This is a genomic window from Staphylococcus sp. AtDRG32 (genome assembly GCF_004365845.1).
GTDB classification, from domain to species: Bacteria; Bacillota; Bacilli; order Staphylococcales; family Staphylococcaceae; genus Staphylococcus; species Staphylococcus hominis.
This window is the reverse complement of sequence record NZ_SODE01000003.1, coordinates 87,907-106,390: the sequence shown is the minus strand read 5'-3', so window position 1 is coordinate 106,390 and position 18,484 is coordinate 87,907. Positions and strand designations below refer to the sequence as shown.

Sequence of the window (18,484 nt, the reverse complement as noted above, 5' to 3'; positions counted from 1 at the left end):
AAACATCCTCACCGTAAAAGTGAAGGATGCTCTAGTTTTATTAGAATATAGTTTTTATTTTGATAGATAATGGCTAATAATTGTTTGTAAATCATTGTTAAGTAACGTTGTTATAGAATCATCATTCATAAAATCATCATAGATCTTATCAAGTATTGCTTCATCTTCAATTGCTGTAAAATGGTGTATTAAACCTTTTACTATTGATACATAATCTTGCGATGCTAAACAACTAGCAACCATTCGCCAATCTGATTGTGTAGTGTCATGGTTCATAGATAATCTTCCTTTATTTCAATGTTCATTTTTGACGTGCTTTAGGATTAAGTGGATGCATAATTTCATTTGTTGCTGGATTAACGAGTTTTTTAATTTTCTTTTTATGAGATTTTAAAATTTCCATCACCTGTTCAACACGTTCGATAACAACAGGGCGCTTCGCATAGGCGCTATAGACTAGAATGACTGTGTCACTTTCGCTTATCGCTTTCATCAAGTAGATATCTGTGTGCTCGTCATAAGGTTCTTTGATATGTTTAAGGTTTTCAAGTGTTTTAATATTTGAAAATAGATTAACAAAATATACAGCGCCATATTGTTCAGAATTTACTAATTGGTTGAGGATGAGAACAGTTGTGAGATCGAGTGATAATACACTATCTAAATGAGGATACATGGTGATTACTGTACAAGCCGGTTTCTTTTCATCCCAAGTTTTCTTGAGTAAGTAGCGGTGTTGTTCATCATCGCTAAATATGGATTCTGTGTGTATTGTACTTTTGATTGTATTCATCATCGTCACTCCTTTTAGTGTTCTTCTGGTAAAAGCATCACATAAAAAAAATGTCTACATCATCTTCTCGGATGACGTAGACTTTCTTAGGTAATGCATTTTGATTTTTTATATAGTTTGTATAGTGATATTCCAATTTGTATGCGGGTTGTTCTTGTTCATGTGTGATTGTGAGTATATTTTCATCTTCTTGCAGTCTAAAAATGTGTAGGTAATCTATATGGGGTTGATTATCTCTTTCTTTCACCATATTCCAAAGTAATATTTGAAGCTCTAGAGATAGGTGTTCACTAATGCCTCTTGTGATATATCGATTGATTTTCATATTATTTTACCTCGTCTTGAATTTCTTTCATGATGATAATTGCTTGACTAATAATCGTAACAGATATTTGTGCAACTTTGATCCAATTATTCATGGTCTTTCCCTCCTTCTTTTAATAAATGACGTTCATCAATAATTGTATTTTTAGTATCAGTGAGGTAGAGAAAGTCCATATCAAAATGATCCAAATAACCAATGCTGATGAGTTGGTTATTGGCGTACATAAGAAATGGGTAGATACTTAGCTCATGTAGCTCATCATTATAGTAGGTATAAGTGTCAAGTGTAAGATGCGCAAGTGGGGTATCGTTAATAAAACGTTCGGGTAGAATATTATCTGCTGCTTCCTCTAATGCTTCACATTCCCACGTTTCATTGTTAGATAGTTGGAAGAGACGAGTTATATATTGTTTGAGTTCTTGAGTGATTGTTTCCATATCATTGCCTCCTAGATAGTGTGATAGTGATGTAGTTGATATACATCATTGGGATAATATATATTTGATTTGTCATTTATTACGAATCCCGGTGGGAATAAGAGAAAATTCCGATCAAAAACCCGTGATAAACGTTGGTGTAACGAGGAAATCCCGGAATACCACTCATTTTGACGAACAATCAACTCATTATTTATAAGTATTGATGATATGTGTAGGTCTCTCTGCTTCCTTATATATATTATTTATTTATAAAGAATAACGGGATTTTGGGATTGTGCTTGCACAATCTTTCTGCTTCTTTGAATCTGCAAATCCCATTCCTTTCCCGGTAAAAAATTATCGTGGGATGTTCTTTAGCAATTTCAATATAAGCGTCGTGTAGTTATGAAAATAATTACGACAATGACTGTTTCATTAGATAAGTGTTATTGAAATTGATAAAAATTATATACTTCAATAAAATAAAATTTGTAAATAAAAAAATAAGAGATAGAACCACAATTTCTTGTTCTACCTCTTTAAGTGACAAAGTGTTATTTTTCTTTTACAAGTTTTTTAACTTCTTCTAATTCTTTTTCAACATCTCTATTCGGTTTTTTAGTTATAAGACTTACGACATAAGTCACAATTAAACTTGTTAAAAATCCAGGAATAATTTCATATAAATTAAAGAAGTCATTATATTCTCCCAATGGTTTCACAAAAACAATCCAAATAATGACGACAACTGATCCTGATATCATACCAGAAATAGCTCCTGTACGACTTAATCCCTTCCAATAGAGAGATAGTAATACCAGTGGACCAAATGCAGCACCAAATCCAGCCCATGCATTACCAACAAGATTAAGTATAGTATCATTTGGCGTCCATGCGATTATAATAGATATAATTGCTATAATAAGAACAGATAATCGACCTACTAATAAAAACTCTTTTTTATGTTTTTTTGCAGCTTCTTCGCCTCTAATTAATTTATAGAAATCCTCTGTAAGTGAACTAGAAGTAACAAGTAGTTGTGAAGAGATTGTGCTCATAATAGCTGCTAAAATTGCTGCAAGAAGGAAACCACCAACCAATGGATGGAATAAAATTTGACCCATTAAAATAAAAAGTGTTTCTGGATCATTTAATTTAACTCCTCTATCTTGAACAAAAGCAATACCTATCAATCCTACACATACAGCACCAATTAAACTAATAGCCATCCAACTAATACCAAATCTTCTGGCTGTTTTTAATTGACTAACGGATTTGATTGACATGAATCGTACTATAATATGCGGTTGACCAAAGTAACCTAATCCCCAAGCAAAGAAAGAAATAATGCCCACAATAGTGGTACCTTTAAATAAATCTAAATTAGTCGGTTTTAAATCTGCTGCTTGAGAAAAAGCGTCAATACCTCCGAGCTGCATCATGGCTACAATAGGTACCATAACCATCGCAATTAACATAACTACACCTTGAAAGAAGTCAGTTAATGATACAGCTAAATATCCCCCAAAGAATGTATAAGCAATAACAATCACCGAAACTAGAATAAGACCAGCATGATAATCTAGACCAAAAGCACTATTAAACAATTTACCACCTGAAACCATACCCGAGTGAGTATATAGTGTAAAGAATACAACAATAATACCACCAGAGATAATTTTAATAATATTAGAATGATCATTAAGGCGATGTGTAAAGTAGTTAGGTAATGTGATTGAGTCATTCGCTTTTTCAGTGTACACACGGAGTCTTGGTGCTACAAGTATGTAGTTAACATAAGCTCCAATAGTTAATCCAATAGCTAACCATGCTGCTGATAAACCTGTAGTATAAACTTCTCCAGGTAATCCCATAATCATCCAACCGCTCATATCAGAAGCGCCGGCTGATAATGCTGTGACGTAAGGTCCTATATTTCTCCCTCCAAGCATATATTCACTCAAATCCCCAGTTGCTTGTTTATAACCATAGTACCCAATAATAAGTAAAATAAAGAAATAAACTGCAAGCATAACATAAGTTCGCCAATCAGGATTTACTTGACTTGACAATGATGTAGCAAGAATAAACATAATTAATAACTCCTTTATTATATATTTATTTTAGTTACATACAATAATTATACAAAAAACAAGAGTTATTTAAAGGGTAAATTTAAATTTTATGTATTTAATTAATCTTATTAATTATAAATACTGTATTTATGTAGCAGTGAATATATTTTTAATATTAATTTTTAGTATATAATATTCATTAATTTTGTATATAACGATAATAAAAATAAATATACTATATTTGAGTAACATATAAATCGATATATTTGATTTGTCATTTATTACGAATCCCGTTGACAATATGAGAAAATTCTATATAAAAACCTGTGATAAAAGTTGGTGTAACAAGGAAATCCCGAAATACCGCGTATTTTGATGAACAATCAGCTCATTATTTATGAGTATTGATGAGGAGTGTATCTCTCTGATTCCCTATATATATTATTCATTTATAAAAAATAACGAGATTTTGGGATTGTGCTTGTACAATCCTTCTGTTTCTTCGAATCTACAAATCCCATTCCTTTTCCGGTAAAAAATCATTGTGGGATGTTCTTTAGCAATTTCAATATAAGCTTCGTGTAGTTATGAAAATAATGACGACAATGGCTGTTTCATTAGATAAGTGTTATTGAAATTGATAAAGAGAATTCTAAAATTGGTTAGATAAAATAAATGAAAGAATAACAGAATAGTCATTGTTTATTCAATAGTTATATATAAAGTTTGTGGCAAAAATAAAGACGAAATGCTGAGGGGGACTTTGTCGAGTGGGATGATTATCAAATAGTTGTGTAATAATAGCGTTATTCAATTTAAGGATAATGTAAAATTACTTTTTATTATATTCATCTATCCTTATATCCATACGATTGGTAACCGTTAGATACAGTGATTTCAATTACTCTTTCTCTAATTCTTCAATATCTTTGAATGTTGTCTGTGCAGTCATATCAGCATCATAATGTGGAGCTTCCGTTTGTTTATCTTGTTCTAGTTGATAGCACTATTGATATTAGTATTTAAAATTTAAATATTTTGATTATATATAAAACGTTGATACAATTCATATAATAAAAAGTCTATATTTTTATTTTGGAGGAACATATTTGGGGACCCTATTTAGTCTGATTACTTTTATATTATTATTAGTCCTAACGGCATTTTTCGTAGCGACAGAGTTTGCTATCGTGAAAGTCAGAGAAACAAGAATTGCACAATTGTTTAATGCAGGAGAGAAGAAAGCAATCGCTGCTAAAAAAGTTGTCGATCATCTTGACGAATACTTAGCTGCCTGTCAATTAGGTATTACCATTACCGCTTTAGGTATTGGTATGGTCGGGGAATCCACATTTGAATTTATTCTACACCCACTATTCAGTAGTATAGGTATTCCTGAAGCATGGATACATCCATTTACTATTGGTGGTGCGTTTGTTATCGCGACATTTTTACACGTAGTTATAGGTGAGATGGCGCCTAAGACCATTGCGATTCAAAAAGCAGAGTATATTACATTACTCTTTGCAAAACCAATCATCTTTTTCTATAAAATAATGTATCCATTTATTTGGCTATTAAATGGTGCCGCACGATTAATCTTGAAAATGTTCAACATGAAACCAGCTAAAGAGAGTGAGGTATTTCACTCTGAAGAAGAATTGAAACAATTAATTCAAGATAGCCATGAAGGTGGCGAAATTAATGACAGTGAGTTACATCATATTAATCAAGCATTTAAATTCGATAATTTAGTCGCAAAAGATATTATGATCGATCAAGAACATGTTAAAACACTCAATTTAAATACACGTTTTGATGATGCGATTCAACAAATTAAAGTAGATGCATTTACAAGATATCCAGCTGTTAAAGATGATCAAATTGTTGGCTTTATCCATTCCAAATCATTATTTAATGTGGATCAGCCATCTAAGTTGGCGACATTTGTTAATCCAATTATCAACGTTAAACTGGATACGCCATTGAAGCACATTTTGGAAATAATGAAAAAGAAAAAAGTTCATATTGCTGCAGTTTATGATGATGCTGATTTCAAAGGTATCATTACTTTAGAAAATATTCTTGAAGAAATCGTTGGCGATATTGAAGATGAATATAATTAATACAATTGTTTATACTGACCCTATCATTGAGATTTGAAAGTCTGAATGATAGGGCATTTTTTATTTATATATTTTAAAAATTGACATCTGACTCAACTTGTAATTATAACGATTACATGAAATGAGAAGAGTGAAAGTTAGTAGTTGTTTTACTGTAGTTGGTGAACAAATATCATTGATTAAACGAATCATTTAAGACTAGACGATTTATTGTTATAGATATATTCATGATGACTACCGTATTGAATATTTACGTAAACATATTCAAGCTGCTATCGAAGCAGTAGATAAAGACGTTGATAAAGGAAAAACGATTCGCTTTTTACAAAATTTATTAAATATAAGTAGTGAACAAACGATTGTATTTGGTGATGGTTTAAATGATATTCCTTTATTTGAGCATGCACGATACAAAGTTGCTATGGACAACGCTTATCCAGAACTTAAAAGTAAAGCAAATTTAAGTTCAATTAATAATGATAGAGATGGCGTAATAGAAACATTGAATACATTACTTATAAATGACGATAATAATAGTGATTGAAACAATACGTAATTAACTTTTATACGATAAACCGCATCATAAAGGGATTTTGAACGTATCAGAACATATGAGGTTTATAAGAATTGCTGTTATGTTTTTTGAACACATCAATAAACAAAAAAGGTATGCACTATGTAAAATATTTATTAAATGATATAAAGCGAGGATACATAAATGATTTTTAAATAGATATGTATCCAATAATATAAAAAGGGACTATAAGCTATATCTAACTACTTATAGTCCTTCTTCATTAGTATTAATATTAAGAAAGGTGTATATCTTTGTAACCTTCATTTACATTAATAATGTTGTGATAACCTTTATGTTCTAAAATACCAATAGCTATCGAACTTCTAATGCCAGACTGACAGTGTACATAAATAACATCGTTTTTATTGAAAGGTAAATCTGTTTCTAAAAGTTTGCCGTGTGGTACATGAACCGCTTGAGATAAGTGGCCATTATTCCATTCATTATCATTACGTACATCTAATATATGTGATTCGTTACCTGTAATGTCTTCACTATGAATGGAACGTGTTTGAATCTTAGATTGAGGTAATTGATATCCAGCAACATCATCGTATCCAATGAGTTGTAAGGTGTGTGTTGCTTTTGAAATAAGGTGATAGTCTCCAATCAAGTTAATTTCTTGATCATAGTTTAGATACCAGCCAATTTGATTGATGAAATTTTTATCATATGGAATATTGATTGTACCTTCAATATGTCCACCATGATAAGCCTCCTTACTGCGGAGATCAAAAGTAAATCTGTTTGTATTTGTAGCTGGATAAACCGTATAAGGTTGATATAAATTCATACCGAATTGATTAATTTTTTTCATTTGTGCAAAATGATGTGGTGGTGCAGGTTGGTCAGAAATGAGTTTATCGATAAAGGTAGCTTCGTTATTTTCAGAAAAAGCCCAGTTCGTTTGTTTTTCATAGCCAAGAGTAGACATTGGAATAGCACCTAAAGATTTACCACAAGGACTACCAGCGCCATGGCCAGGCCAAATTTGAATGTAGTCTGGCAAGTCTTTAATACTTTCAATCGATTTAAACATTTGTTTAGCGCCTATTTCAGATGATCCTTCTACTTTAACCGCTTTTTCTAGTAAATCAGGTCTACCGATATCTCCTACAAAAATAAAATCACCACTGAATAGTCCCATTGGAACTTGTGCTCCAGCACCTTCGTCAGTAAGTAAAAAACTTATACTTTCTGGCGTGTGACCAGGTGTATGAAGCACTTTTAATTTTATATTTCCTACATAAATATCGTCATTATGTTGAACAAAATGAGTGTGGTTAGGCATATTTTTATAACCTAATGTGTCATCACTTTCACCCGATACATAAATATTAGCATTTAACTTTATAGCAACATCTCTAATTCCTGAAGCAAAATCTGCATGTATATGTGTTTCAGCTGCATGAGTAATGGTTAAACCTTCTTCATCAGCAACTCGAATATATGAAGATAAGTCACGAATAGGATCAATAATCATGGCTTCTCCAGTTTTTTGACAACCGATTAAATAAGATGCTTGAGATAAATGTTTATCATAAAATTGTTTAAAAAACATAATATCATTCCTTTCTAATTATATAAATAAATTGTGATTAGCTTGTTCTGTATATCCAATATATGCACCTACGCCACCGTATTCTACATCATCGCGTAGTTCTTCTTTTGTAATGCCCATCACATCCATACTCATTGTACAAGCGATAAGTTTAACACCTTGCTCAACTGCTTGATCAATAAGAGAAGGTAAAGTATCGACATTTTTCTTTTTCATGACATAACGCATCATTAGATTGCCTAAACCAAACATATTCATTTTAGAAATAGGCATGTTAATTGGTGAATTTGGAAGCATGAAGTCAAAAAGTTTTGCGATACCTTTTTTCTTAATACGTTGATTTTGAATTTTTTTAAGTGCATTTAAACCCCAAAATGTACAAAAGATGGTTACATCTCTACCTGCGGCTTTAGAACCATTAGCAATAATCATTGCTGCAACTGCTTTATCTAGCTCGCCGCTAAATAAAACAATCGTTGTTCCACTTTTCGTGTGTGTCACTTCTATATTTTTATTTTCTTCTTTTTGAATAATAGCGCGAATTTCATTACCAAAATCATTGAGTCTAACAAGTGTATGTCCAGTTTGTTTGACCCAACTTTTAATATCATTTAAAAATCCGTGATCAGTCACAACAACTTCTATTTGATCACCAATAGCGATGTTTTTGATTTCTTTACTAATATTAACAATAGGTCCTGGACATTGTAGATTACTATAATTGAACATCTTACGATTATCTTTAATTTCTCTATCTTCTTTTACTTTAGATAAATTATCATTATGATGTTGTTCTTTGTATGCGGTATAACCTCCGTCTAAATTCACCACATCGTATCCGCGTTGTGCAAGAAATTGACTTGCTTTTCTACTTCTATTACCACTTTTACAATAGATATAGTAAGTTTTATTTTTGTTTTGTTTAAAAGTCTCTATATTTTCAACTGAATGTAATAAAGCATTTTTAATGTGTCCTAATTCAAATTCTTCAGGCTGTCGAACGTCAATTAATTGACCCTTAGAACCCAATTCTTGTAATTCTTTTTTAGTGAAATCATTAATGTGTTTAGTTTTATATTGTGACATAATTGCCTCCTTTTAAATACCTATGGGGGTATATTATAATGGATTAAATAGTTTGTCAAATACCCCCATAGGTATTTGACAAACTAAAATTTAATCAATATGATGTAATTATTAAAAATGAATGTGGAGTGAAATATATTGGAATATAATAAAAAGATGATTAATCGTATTCATCGCATACAAGGACAGCTTAATGGAGTCATTAAAATGATGGAGGAAGAAAAAAATTGTAAAGACGTCATTAGTCAATTAAGTGCCTCTAAAAGTTCTATTCAACGTTTAATGGGTATTATCATTAGTGAAAACTTAGTAGAATGCGTCAAAATGTCTGAAGAAAATAGTGAAGATTCTCAGGCACTAATTAATGAAGCAGTTGAATTATTGATAAAAAGTAAATGATAAGTATAACCACCATTATAGTAATGTTAGTTATTGGTATCTTAGGAGGATTTATTTCTGGATTAGTCGGTATAGGGGGAGCCATTGTTATTTACCCAGCTCTCTTATTATTACCACCATTATTTGGTTTACCTACTTATAGTGCTTATATTGCTTCAGGATTAACTTCAAGTCAGGTGTTTTTTAGTACATTGAGTGGATCTTTAAACGCATATAAAAATAAAAATTTTTCTAGAACGCTTATACTTAATATGGGAAGTGGAATGGTAATAGGTAGTATGCTAGGTGCAATCTTAGCGAATTTAATAAATGTTCAGTTTGTTAATACGGTTTATATTATTATTGCATTACTAGCTCTTATTCTAATGTTTATAAAAGTTACACCATCTACTAGTCATATTAAGTTTAATCGTCTACTTTTAATTACAATAGGTGGTATCATCGGTTTGGTATCTGGTATTGTAGGAGCTGGTGGCGCATTTATTATTATTCCAGTACTACTTGTTATATTTAAATTACCAATGAACATGGTGGTTACAAATAGTATTGTAATTGCATTCATTTCTTCTATTGGAGCATTTATGATTAAATTATTACAGGGGTATATTCCTATCAATAGTGCAATACCGTTAATTTTAGGTAGTATACTATTTACGCCTCTAGGTATGAAAATGGGCCAGAAAATACCTGACTATATTCAAAAAACGATAATATGTATTTTAATCGTCGTTGCAATTATTAAGTTGATATTTTAAAAACATGGGAGTGGGACAACATTCATTTTGAATTTGTAGTCTCGCTCCCTAAATTAATTCATACTATATTTAATTTAAAAGTTATTTTACATGTTGAAGATTTATGATAAAACAATATTAAAAAAACCGTATCATTAACTGATGCGCAGACTCATACTATAAATAAAACTAAAAATGAGGTTATATATAACTCACTCTGAAATTGATTGAATATATAGTATCTTTAATAAAATGCAGCTATTGTGGCGTAGAATTTGAGAATCAAAAAATGATTAATATAGTTTGAAAAGACTGAATATAAATACTAGAAAAGTAGCCAGTAAATGAGTTTATTATGAATTCATTTACTGGCTTCTTTAAATAATGATCTAGACAATTTGCTTTTCTAGACCTACTTTGAAATGCGTTATTTTCTTTAAGAATAGTAATATATGACTTGTGTTGATAATGCTAACCTTGGTCAGAGTGTATTGTCATGCGAGAGTTCAGATGAGATTTTTTAATTAAAACCTTGTTTTAAACATCGATGACAAGGTCTAATGTAGGACGTGTAGACATCATTTTCAGAATGATATAAATAAATCCATAAATTGAGATAAATCGAAACTATTTATACCCTGTGGGGGTATACGTTATAGTATAAGTAATTTTACTATAACATTTTTATTAGGAAGGGTTAATTTGAAGAATAATGGTGAAGCGCATAATCATCAAAATCACATGAATCATTCCAATCAAATGCATCATGATAACCATGAATCACATAATCATCATAGTGGCCATGCACATCATCATGGAAATTTTAAAGTTAAGTTTTTTGTTTCATTAATTTTTGCAATACCTATCATTCTTTTATCGCCACTGATGGGTGTTAACTTACCTTTTTAATTCACATTTCCAGGTTCTGAATGGGTAGTGTTAATATATGGTGCAAAACTTATGGTAGGGTGCAGGTTATAATATTGTTGCTGTACCTTTAGCAGCTGGCGCATTAGCTTTTATCGGGTTAATATTATCATCAGCTGTAGGAGCAATATTAATGTCTTTAAGTACAGTTATAGTAGCGATTAATGCTTTTACATTAAAATTAAAAGAAAAGAGGTAAACCTTATGTATAATAAAGTTTTTGCAATTTTAATTATAATTTTTTCCATAATAATTATTGCGTCTAATGATACTTTCGCAGAAAGTAAGAATGATATGATGAATATGAAAGAAGATAAGAAAAATACAATGGATATGACAAATATGAAACATCATGACGAAAGAAAGAAATTAAATTCTTCACAAGGAAAAAATGAAATAATATTTCCTAAAGTTGCAGAGTCAAAAAAAGATAACAATGGTTATAAAAATTATACATTAAAAGCTCAGGAAGGAAAGACAGAGTTTTACAAAAATAATTTTTCTAATACTCTAGGCTACAATGGAAATTTACTTGGACCAACTTTAAAATTAAAAAAAGGAGATAAAGTTAAAATTAAGTTAATAAATAACTTAGATGAAAATACAACATTTCATTGGCATGGATTAGAAGTAAATGGAAAAGTGGATGGAGGGCCTTCTCAGGTTATAAAACCAGGAAAAGAAAAAACTATAAAATTTGAGGTTAATCAAGATTCTGCTACTTTATGGTATCACCCCCACCCCTCTCCAAATACAGCTAAACAAGTTTATAATGGCTTATCAGGATTATTATATATAGAAGATAGTAAAAAGAATAATTATCCTAGTAATTATGGAAAAAATGATTTGCCTATAATAATCCAAGATAAAACATTTGTATCTAAAAAATTAAATTATTCAAAAACGAAAGACGAAGATGGCACTCAAGGTGATACTGTTCTTGTGAACGGAATAGTAAACCCCAAACTTACAGCAAAAGAAGAGAAAATACGTTTGAGACTTTTAAATGGTTCTAATGCTCGAGATTTAAATCTTAAGCTAAGTAATAATCAAAGTTTTGAGTATATTGCTTCAGATGGCGGTCAATTAAAAAACGCTAAAAAATTAAAAGAAATTAATTTAGCTCCTTCAGAAAGAAAAGAAATAGTAATAGATTTATCTAAAATGAAAGGCGAGAAAATCAGTCTGGTTGATAATGATAAAACTGTAATTTTACCGATTAGTAACAAAGAGAAAAGTTCTAACAAAAGTAATACACCAAAAGTAGGTAAGAAAATAAAATTAGAAGGTATGAATGATAATGTTACCATTAATGGTAATAAATTCGATCCTAACAGAATAGATTTTACACAAAAGTTAAACCAGAAAGAAGTATGGGAAATTGAAAACGTCAAAGATAAAATGGGTGGTATGAAACATCCTTTCCACATCCATGGAACGCAATTTAAAGTTTTATCTGTGGATGGGGAGAAACCTCCAAAAGATATGAGGGGTAAAAAGGATGTTATATCTTTGGAACCTGGACAAAAAGCTAAAATAGAGGTTGTATTTAAAAATACTGGAACATACATGTTTCACTGTCATATACTTGAGCATGAAGATAATGGAATGATGGGTCAAGTAAAAGTAACAAACTAATCAATAGGGAGATTTTAATATGATGAAAAAAGATAAAGACACTAATGACCAAAAAAGTGAGAGCCATATGAAGCATAATGATGAAAGTAAAGTTCCTGAAGATATGACATCGACTAATGAGGGTGAATTTAAAGTAGGAGATAAAGTAACGATTACAGCAGGGCATATGCCAGGGATGAAAGGTGCAGAAGCTACTGTAAAAGGTGCGTATAAAACATATGCTTATGTTGTAAGTTATAAACCCACAAATGGAAATGAAAAAGTAAACAATCATAAATGGGTCGTAAACGAAGAGATCAAAGATGCACCTAAAGATGGATTTAGTAAAGGCGATACTGTTAAATTAGAAGCAAGTCATATGTCTGGTATGAAAGGTGCTACAGCCAATATAGATAACGTGAAAAAGACGACTGTTTACGTAGTTGATTACAAATCCAAAGATAATGGTAAAATCATTAAAAATCATAAATGGATGACAGGAAATGAGCTGAAAGCACGATAAAAATCTAGTTCTAGATTGAGAAATAAATAGATATAAAGATATCCTCCTTAATCAATAATTTAAATAACTTATTATTGTTAAGGAGGATATTTTTTAGTGTGTAAATTAAATAGATAAGAAAAATGACTAATCCTGGAGATAAATCAAAAAGTATAAAATAATTAATAATAAAAAAGCGTCCCAATGATATTGAGACGCTTAAAGTTTATCTAGTTTTAAATGATTCAATGGCGATTTTGATTTCATCTCTAACACGTTGGAATTCTGACCAAGGTTTGCCTGCTGGATCATCAAATCCCCAATGTTCTTTTTTTACATTCGGCGGCAATATAGGACAATTATTGTCAGCATCACTACATAAAGTTACTACTAAATCGGATTGGTTGAGTATAGTGTTGTCAATTAAATTAGAAGTATGATTTGAGATATCAATTCCAATTTCTTTCATCGCTTCGATTGCTTTCGGATTGACACCGTGTGCCTCAATACCGCCAGAATATACTTGCCATTCATCACCTAAAATGTTCTTAGCCCAACCTTCAGCCATTTGGCTACGGCATGAATTACCTGTACATATAAAGTAAATTGTTTTTTTATCCATAAATAGTCTCCTCTTTTTTTAGAAAATAATAAGTGTAACGTATAAACCAACTAATGTGATAAACAGAACAGGAATCGTAATAACAATACCTGTTTTAAAATATGTGCCCCATGAAATTTTTACTCCCTTTTGTGTTAAAACGTGTAACCATAGTAGTGTTGCTAAGGAGCCGATAGGTGTGATTTTAGGTCCTAAATCTGCGCCGATGATATTGGCATAAATCATGCCTTCTTTGATTAAACCGGTAGTTGCAGATTGTCCAATAGCAATTGCATCAATTAATACGGTAGGCATATTATTCATAATAGCTGAAAGAAATGCAGATATGAAGCCCATACCTATCACACTACTAAACAAACCATAGTTTGATATGCTTGATAGCATATTAGCTAATAATGCAGTAATACCCACGTTTTTCAGACCAAATACAACTAAATACATTCCTATAGAGAAGAGCACAATATTCCAAGGTGCACCTTTGATCACTTGTTTCGTGTTTACAACGCTTGATTGATAGGCCAATACAGTAAATATAAACGCAATTGAACAAGCAATGATCGATACTGGAATTTGAATAAATTCACTAACTATATAACCAATGAGTAAGATTGATAAAACAATCCATGAAAACTTGAATAATTTTGGATCTTTAATGGCTTGATTAGGCGTTTTAAGGTTTTTAATTTCAAAATGGTTGGGGATAACTTTTCTGAAATATAACCATAATACAACGATACTTGCAAGTAAAGAGAATAGATTTGGAATCATCATGCGACTTACATATTCAATAAATCCAATATGGAAGTAGTCAGCAGAAACGATATTAACCAAGTTACTTACAATTAATGGAAGAGACGTAGTATCTGCAATGAATCCACTTGCAATGATAAAAGGAAAAATGACTTTTTGATTAAACCCAAGATTTCTTACCATAGCGAGCACGATTGGAGTGAGGATTAATGCAGCTCCATCGTTCGCAAAGAAGGCTGCTACAATAGCGCCTAACAACATAATGTAGACAAACATCTTAAACCCATGACCATTTGAAGCTCTGACCATATGTATAGCTGCCCATTCGAAAAATCCAATTTCATCTAAAATTAATGAAATGAGTATAACAGCGACAAAGGTTAACGTCGCATTCCAAACAATCCCTGTAACTTCAATAACATCTGAGAGACTAACAACACCTGTAATAATGGCGATGATAGCGCCAATCAATGCTGTAATACCAATATCTAACCCCTTAGGTTGCCAAATGATAAAAATTAACGTTAATAGAAAAATAGTGATTGCTAATATCGTCATTGTTAACACTCACCTTTCTCTACAGTTTCACATATACATGGGACAGTATTGGAACTCAATAGAGTGAGTCGTGATGTAATGTCATCTAATACATCATGATTCAATTTATATAAATTTTTATTACCATCCTTTCTAGATGTAATTAAATTATTGTCTTTTAATACTTTCATATGATGACTTAATGTGGGTTGAGAAAAAGAAAAATGCTCTAATAAATCACAAGCGCATAATTCACCACAAGATAACAAATCTAATATTTCAAGACGACTACTATCAGCAATCACTTTTAAGTATTGTGAAATTTCTTTATAATTCAATTTTTCTTCTTCCTTTCTACTTGGAACCTTTTATAACGTTGATAATTTTTATTGTCACTTGATAAATTATATACTTGCTTAACTCCTAAATTATTAACTGGTTTAAAGTAGACGCTAGGTCTCATTATAATCAATAATATTAATATTCTGATATTCGATAAGGTATGACAAAGTAATTATTAAGACTTTCATTTTTAATCTTGTTTATCCAAAATGATTCATCTTCTTTTTTGTTACTAAAAAGGTCATCACGTTGATTTAGCGTAACTAACGATTGATTAACAACCCACCAATTATGGCCTATATTAGCTCTATTTAAATCTTCTACTAAACGTTTAGATTCTAAATAAGGTGTTTTTTCTGCTAGTGTTACGATTATCATCTGTGTTAAATTTTTATTTTGAATTTTAGGTAATAATGTTTCAACATTACTGGTAGTTTGAGTTGATTTTTTCTTTAATTCTCTATGATGATTTTCACTAGAATCAAGTAACAGCAAGGTATGGCCTGTAGGAGCTGTATCTACAATGACGTAATCCATGTCGTCTTGATTCTCCATAATGTCACTAAAGGCTTTGAAAAATGCTATTTCTTCTGTACAAGGTGATTTTAAATCTTCCATAATATAATCGATATCGTCTTGTGGTGTATCATCATTCACTGTGGCTAGTACTTCTTTTTTATACTTTTCTAATGCTTGTTCTTCATCAATATAAGCAGTATTTAAATTACTTGTAGTTTCAACATTAATTTCTTTAGTAGGGTCAGTAGTTGCTAAAAGAACACGATATCCTTTATTAGATAACGTTGTAGCTAATTGCGTTGCTACTGTCGTTTTACCAACGCCACCTTTTCCCATTGTAAATAAATATTGAACTTTACTATTTTCAATTTCATCGATTAATTTATTGAATTGCGGATGATCTTCAACAATAAAGTCATCATTTTCAATTAAGTTATCATCATTTAATAGATTAGTTAAACTTTCTATACCTTCTTCTTTCTGCTTTTTATATGGAACGTAATAAGCATGATTGTTATTTAACCATTCAGTAAAATAATTAATGTTTTTATCTTGTTCTGATTTCATCTGACTCGAAATTAAACCGTGACTTTCTTCTATATAGTTGTTAATGATTACTTTGAATTTAGAAATTGACAGTTGTTGTAATTCTTGTTGCGCTCTTTGAATTTCATATATAGAAGAGTGAGTAGGTCTCGCAACTAACATCATGGTCGTATCATCTTGGTTACGTAGTTTTTCAAGTGCTGAATTATATTTAACTCTATTTTCATTTAAACCTGATAATTGACCTAAGCAAGAAGCGTCATTACTCGTTGTATTTAAATAATCTGTCCATGCAGAAGGTAATTCAAGCATTCTCAAAGTGTGACCTGTGGGAGCTGTATCAAATATAATGAAATCAAATTCTTGTTCTAAAGTTTTATCGGATAAAAAATTTGTAAATTCATTAAATGCTGCTACTTCAACTGTACATGAACCACTTAACTGTTCTTTCATCTCAGCAAGCACATCTTCTGGTAGAATACCCTCATAAGGTTCTATAGATTGTGCTTTATAATCGTCTGCAGCAGCAATCGGGTCAAAATTGGCTATAGAGAGATTAGGTATAGGTTGATATTTAGTTAATTTATTAGATAATTCCATTTGAAATACATCTTGTAAATTACTAGCTGGATCAGTACTTACTAAAGCTACTTTCTTTCCATTCTCTGCTAAGTTTAAAGCAATAAAACTTGATATCGTCGTTTTGCCAACGCCACCTTTACCAGTAAAAAACAAATATTTTGTTAACTCAATGTTATCTAAATTCAATTTATTTAAGGATTTAACAGCATCCATCTCCACCACAGCATCCTCCATTTCTCATTTGATTAACTGTAATGATTTCATCGGCTTCTTCTTGGGTAATATAAGCACCCGTTTTAGCTATACCGCCTTCTATAAAAGTGATTGGTAAAACTTCATCACCTTTTTCTTGAATTAAACGAATAACTTCTTGATTTTTAATGAATTCATTCGGATTATTATTCATATTATAACGTTGAACTTCTATTTGATTTTGCTTTAAATATTCATTGATTTGGTTCGCTTTTATTAGTGTTTCATCCGGTTCTGGACCACATACTCCAGTAGAACAGCACATAGCTTCTTCGTATATTTCAATATTTAACATTATACTCACCTCATTAATTAATTTGCGATTATAGATTAACATCTATATAGATGGATGTCTATGTTATTGTTTGAGTTTTAAAAACTTTACTAAATTTAATTCTTAATAATACAATTTATAAAAAAATTATTTTAATGTTTCTGTGAGAAATACCTAAGTTTATGTAAAATCATAGTTTTTTTCTTGCGATAATATAGATATTGATTTATATTTAATATATCAAAAAAAGTTGATGTATTAAATGATATAAAACTACTTTGACAATAAGGAGGCGTGCTTGATTGCGAGTAAACCATTCAAGTACTTTAACTGTTGGTTACTTTGTAAGTTATTTAAATCTTGTTATGCTATCAAGAGAAATCAATTTAAAAGAAGCTACAATATATATGGAAAAGGAGTTCTTTAAAGGGAACATTAATCAGTATGGAGAATCAACAAAAAATAACTATAAACAAGCAATTCAAGAATTGAAATAAAGATAATATAAACTCAATGAAATATTATAAAAAGGATGGTCTTTTATGGAAGTTATTAAAGCAAAGACTGATATGAGTGAAGATCAACAATTTGACTTTTATGAAAATATGTTTAATGCACTTGCCGATAAAATCAGATTAAAAATACTAAATCAAATTAGCCAAAGCTTCAATAAATCATTATGTGTATGTGATTTAGAAGAGTTATTAGATATAAAACAATCTAAACTTTCTTATCATTTAAAAAAATTAGTAGATGCAAATGTTCTTATTGCTGAAAAGCATGGCACATGGAATTATTATAAAATTAATGAGCAGCAAATACAGGTTGTTTTAAATGAAGATACTTGTTGTAAGATACTTTAAGTATCTTTTTTAATATAGTATTAATCAATTTTTTTTGATTAATACATCAAGAAATA

18 protein-coding genes and 5 pseudogenes are annotated in these 18,484 nt (G+C 30.6%); 10 read left to right on the top strand and 13 right to left on the bottom strand.

Annotation, left to right across the window (positions count from 1 at the left end; all coding sequences use genetic code 11):
- Window positions 1-54: 54 nt before the first annotated feature.
- The 6 genes and pseudogenes from BDW25_RS06285 to BDW25_RS11045 form a co-directional block, all read right to left on the bottom strand.
- Window positions 55-276: a hypothetical protein gene (locus BDW25_RS06285; RefSeq protein WP_049418340.1), complete on the bottom strand. Its 222-nt coding sequence runs from the start codon at window positions 274-276 to the stop codon at window positions 55-57.
- A gap of 25 nt (window positions 277-301) precedes the next feature.
- The gene (locus BDW25_RS06280) at window positions 302-793 is read right to left on the bottom strand and encodes a DUF1643 domain-containing protein (protein ID WP_049418342.1); all 492 of its coding nucleotides are present in this window, start codon (window positions 791-793) and stop codon (window positions 302-304) included.
- Between the two features lie 14 nt (window positions 794-807).
- Window positions 808-1,118 (bottom strand): annotated as a pseudogene (locus BDW25_RS06275) (DUF960 family protein).
- A gap of 86 nt (window positions 1,119-1,204) precedes the next feature.
- Entirely contained in the window at window positions 1,205-1,555 is a 351-nt protein-coding gene (locus BDW25_RS06270) for an SAUGI family uracil-DNA glycosylase inhibitor (RefSeq protein ID WP_049418344.1), read from the bottom strand.
- A gap of 536 nt (window positions 1,556-2,091) precedes the next feature.
- Complete coding sequence (putP, locus tag BDW25_RS06265; RefSeq protein WP_049418347.1) at window positions 2,092-3,630, bottom strand: sodium/proline symporter PutP; 1,539 nt, start codon at window positions 3,628-3,630, stop codon at window positions 2,092-2,094.
- Window positions 3,631-4,314: 684 nt separating this feature from the next.
- Window positions 4,315-4,549: pseudogene (locus BDW25_RS11045) on the bottom strand (cassette chromosome recombinase CcrB); the annotation flags it as partial.
- A 172-nt stretch (window positions 4,550-4,721) separates the two neighbouring features.
- Between BDW25_RS11045 and BDW25_RS06255 the strand changes: the two are divergent.
- Both BDW25_RS06255 and BDW25_RS06250 read left to right on the top strand, forming a co-directional pair.
- Window positions 4,722-5,738: a hemolysin family protein gene (locus BDW25_RS06255; protein WP_065581018.1), complete on the top strand. Its 1,017-nt coding sequence runs from the start codon at window positions 4,722-4,724 to the stop codon at window positions 5,736-5,738.
- A gap of 220 nt (window positions 5,739-5,958) precedes the next feature.
- Window positions 5,959-6,282 (top strand): annotated as a pseudogene (locus BDW25_RS06250) (HAD family hydrolase); the annotation flags it as partial.
- Between the two features lie 265 nt (window positions 6,283-6,547).
- On the opposite strand, the gene cstB reads toward BDW25_RS06250, so the two are convergent.
- Entirely contained in the window at window positions 6,548-7,876 is a 1,329-nt protein-coding gene (gene cstB, locus BDW25_RS06245; protein WP_133945164.1) for a persulfide dioxygenase-sulfurtransferase CstB, read from the bottom strand.
- An 18-nt stretch (window positions 7,877-7,894) separates the two neighbouring features.
- Window positions 7,895-8,962: a DsrE/DsrF/DrsH-like family protein gene (locus BDW25_RS06240; protein WP_077700121.1), complete on the bottom strand. Its 1,068-nt coding sequence runs from the start codon at window positions 8,960-8,962 to the stop codon at window positions 7,895-7,897.
- Window positions 8,963-9,100: 138 nt separating this feature from the next.
- Here BDW25_RS06240 and cstR point away from each other — a divergent pair, with 138 nt between their 5' ends.
- The 6 genes and pseudogenes from cstR to BDW25_RS06210 all read left to right on the top strand — a co-directional run bounded on the left by cstR (window position 9,101) and on the right by BDW25_RS06210 (window position 13,162).
- Complete coding sequence (cstR, locus tag BDW25_RS06235; protein WP_000456194.1) at window positions 9,101-9,361, top strand: persulfide-sensing transcriptional repressor CstR; 261 nt, start codon at window positions 9,101-9,103, stop codon at window positions 9,359-9,361.
- A complete protein-coding gene (locus BDW25_RS06230; RefSeq protein ID WP_002473148.1) occupies window positions 9,358-10,116 on the top strand; it encodes a sulfite exporter TauE/SafE family protein in 759 nt (252 codons plus the stop codon). Before cstR ends, BDW25_RS06230 begins: the two co-directional genes overlap by 4 nt.
- A 681-nt stretch (window positions 10,117-10,797) precedes the next feature.
- A pseudogene (locus BDW25_RS06225) lies at window positions 10,798-11,001 on the top strand (hypothetical protein); the annotation flags it as partial.
- Between the two features lie 40 nt (window positions 11,002-11,041).
- Window positions 11,042-11,221 (top strand): annotated as a pseudogene (locus tag BDW25_RS11160) (copper-transporting ATPase); the annotation flags it as partial.
- 5 nt (window positions 11,222-11,226) lie between these two features.
- Window positions 11,227-12,660 carry a multicopper oxidase family protein gene (locus BDW25_RS06215; protein WP_020362832.1) on the top strand — a complete coding sequence of 478 codons (1,434 nt, stop codon included), beginning with the start codon at window positions 11,227-11,229 and terminating at the stop codon, window positions 12,658-12,660.
- 19 nt (window positions 12,661-12,679) lie between these two features.
- A complete protein-coding gene (locus tag BDW25_RS06210) occupies window positions 12,680-13,162 on the top strand; it encodes a YdhK family protein (protein ID WP_002487267.1) in 483 nt (160 codons plus the stop codon).
- A 205-nt stretch (window positions 13,163-13,367) separates the two neighbouring features.
- Here the strand turns inward: BDW25_RS06210 and arsC are convergent, their stop codons facing one another.
- The 5 genes from arsC to arsD form a co-directional block, all read right to left on the bottom strand.
- Window positions 13,368-13,763: an arsenate reductase (thioredoxin) gene (arsC, locus tag BDW25_RS06205; RefSeq protein ID WP_065581014.1), complete on the bottom strand. Its 396-nt coding sequence runs from the start codon at window positions 13,761-13,763 to the stop codon at window positions 13,368-13,370.
- Between the two features lie 18 nt (window positions 13,764-13,781).
- Entirely contained in the window at window positions 13,782-15,071 is a 1,290-nt protein-coding gene (arsB, locus tag BDW25_RS06200; protein ID WP_047796918.1) for an arsenite efflux transporter membrane subunit ArsB, read from the bottom strand.
- A 2-nt stretch (window positions 15,072-15,073) separates the two neighbouring features.
- Window positions 15,074-15,388 (bottom strand): ArsR/SmtB family transcription factor, encoded by a 315-nt coding sequence (locus BDW25_RS06195; protein WP_019835554.1) that lies wholly within the window; start codon window positions 15,386-15,388, stop codon window positions 15,074-15,076.
- A gap of 139 nt (window positions 15,389-15,527) precedes the next feature.
- Complete coding sequence (arsA, locus tag BDW25_RS06190) at window positions 15,528-17,252, bottom strand: arsenical pump-driving ATPase (protein WP_185956588.1); 1,725 nt, start codon at window positions 17,250-17,252, stop codon at window positions 15,528-15,530.
- On the bottom strand, window positions 17,239-17,586 hold the full coding sequence (gene arsD, locus BDW25_RS06185; protein ID WP_002449502.1) for an arsenite efflux transporter metallochaperone ArsD: 348 nt from the start codon (window positions 17,584-17,586) through the stop codon (window positions 17,239-17,241). Before arsD ends, arsA begins: the two co-directional genes overlap by 14 nt.
- 281 nt (window positions 17,587-17,867) lie before the next feature.
- Here arsD and BDW25_RS06180 point away from each other — a divergent pair, with 281 nt between their 5' ends.
- A complete protein-coding gene (locus BDW25_RS06180) occupies window positions 17,868-18,062 on the top strand; it encodes a hypothetical protein (protein WP_002454594.1) in 195 nt (64 codons plus the stop codon).
- A 45-nt stretch (window positions 18,063-18,107) separates the two neighbouring features.
- Window positions 18,108-18,428, top strand: coding sequence for an ArsR/SmtB family transcription factor (locus BDW25_RS06175; RefSeq protein ID WP_002449352.1), 321 nt, complete (start codon window positions 18,108-18,110; stop codon window positions 18,426-18,428).
- Window positions 18,429-18,484 lie beyond the last annotated feature (56 nt).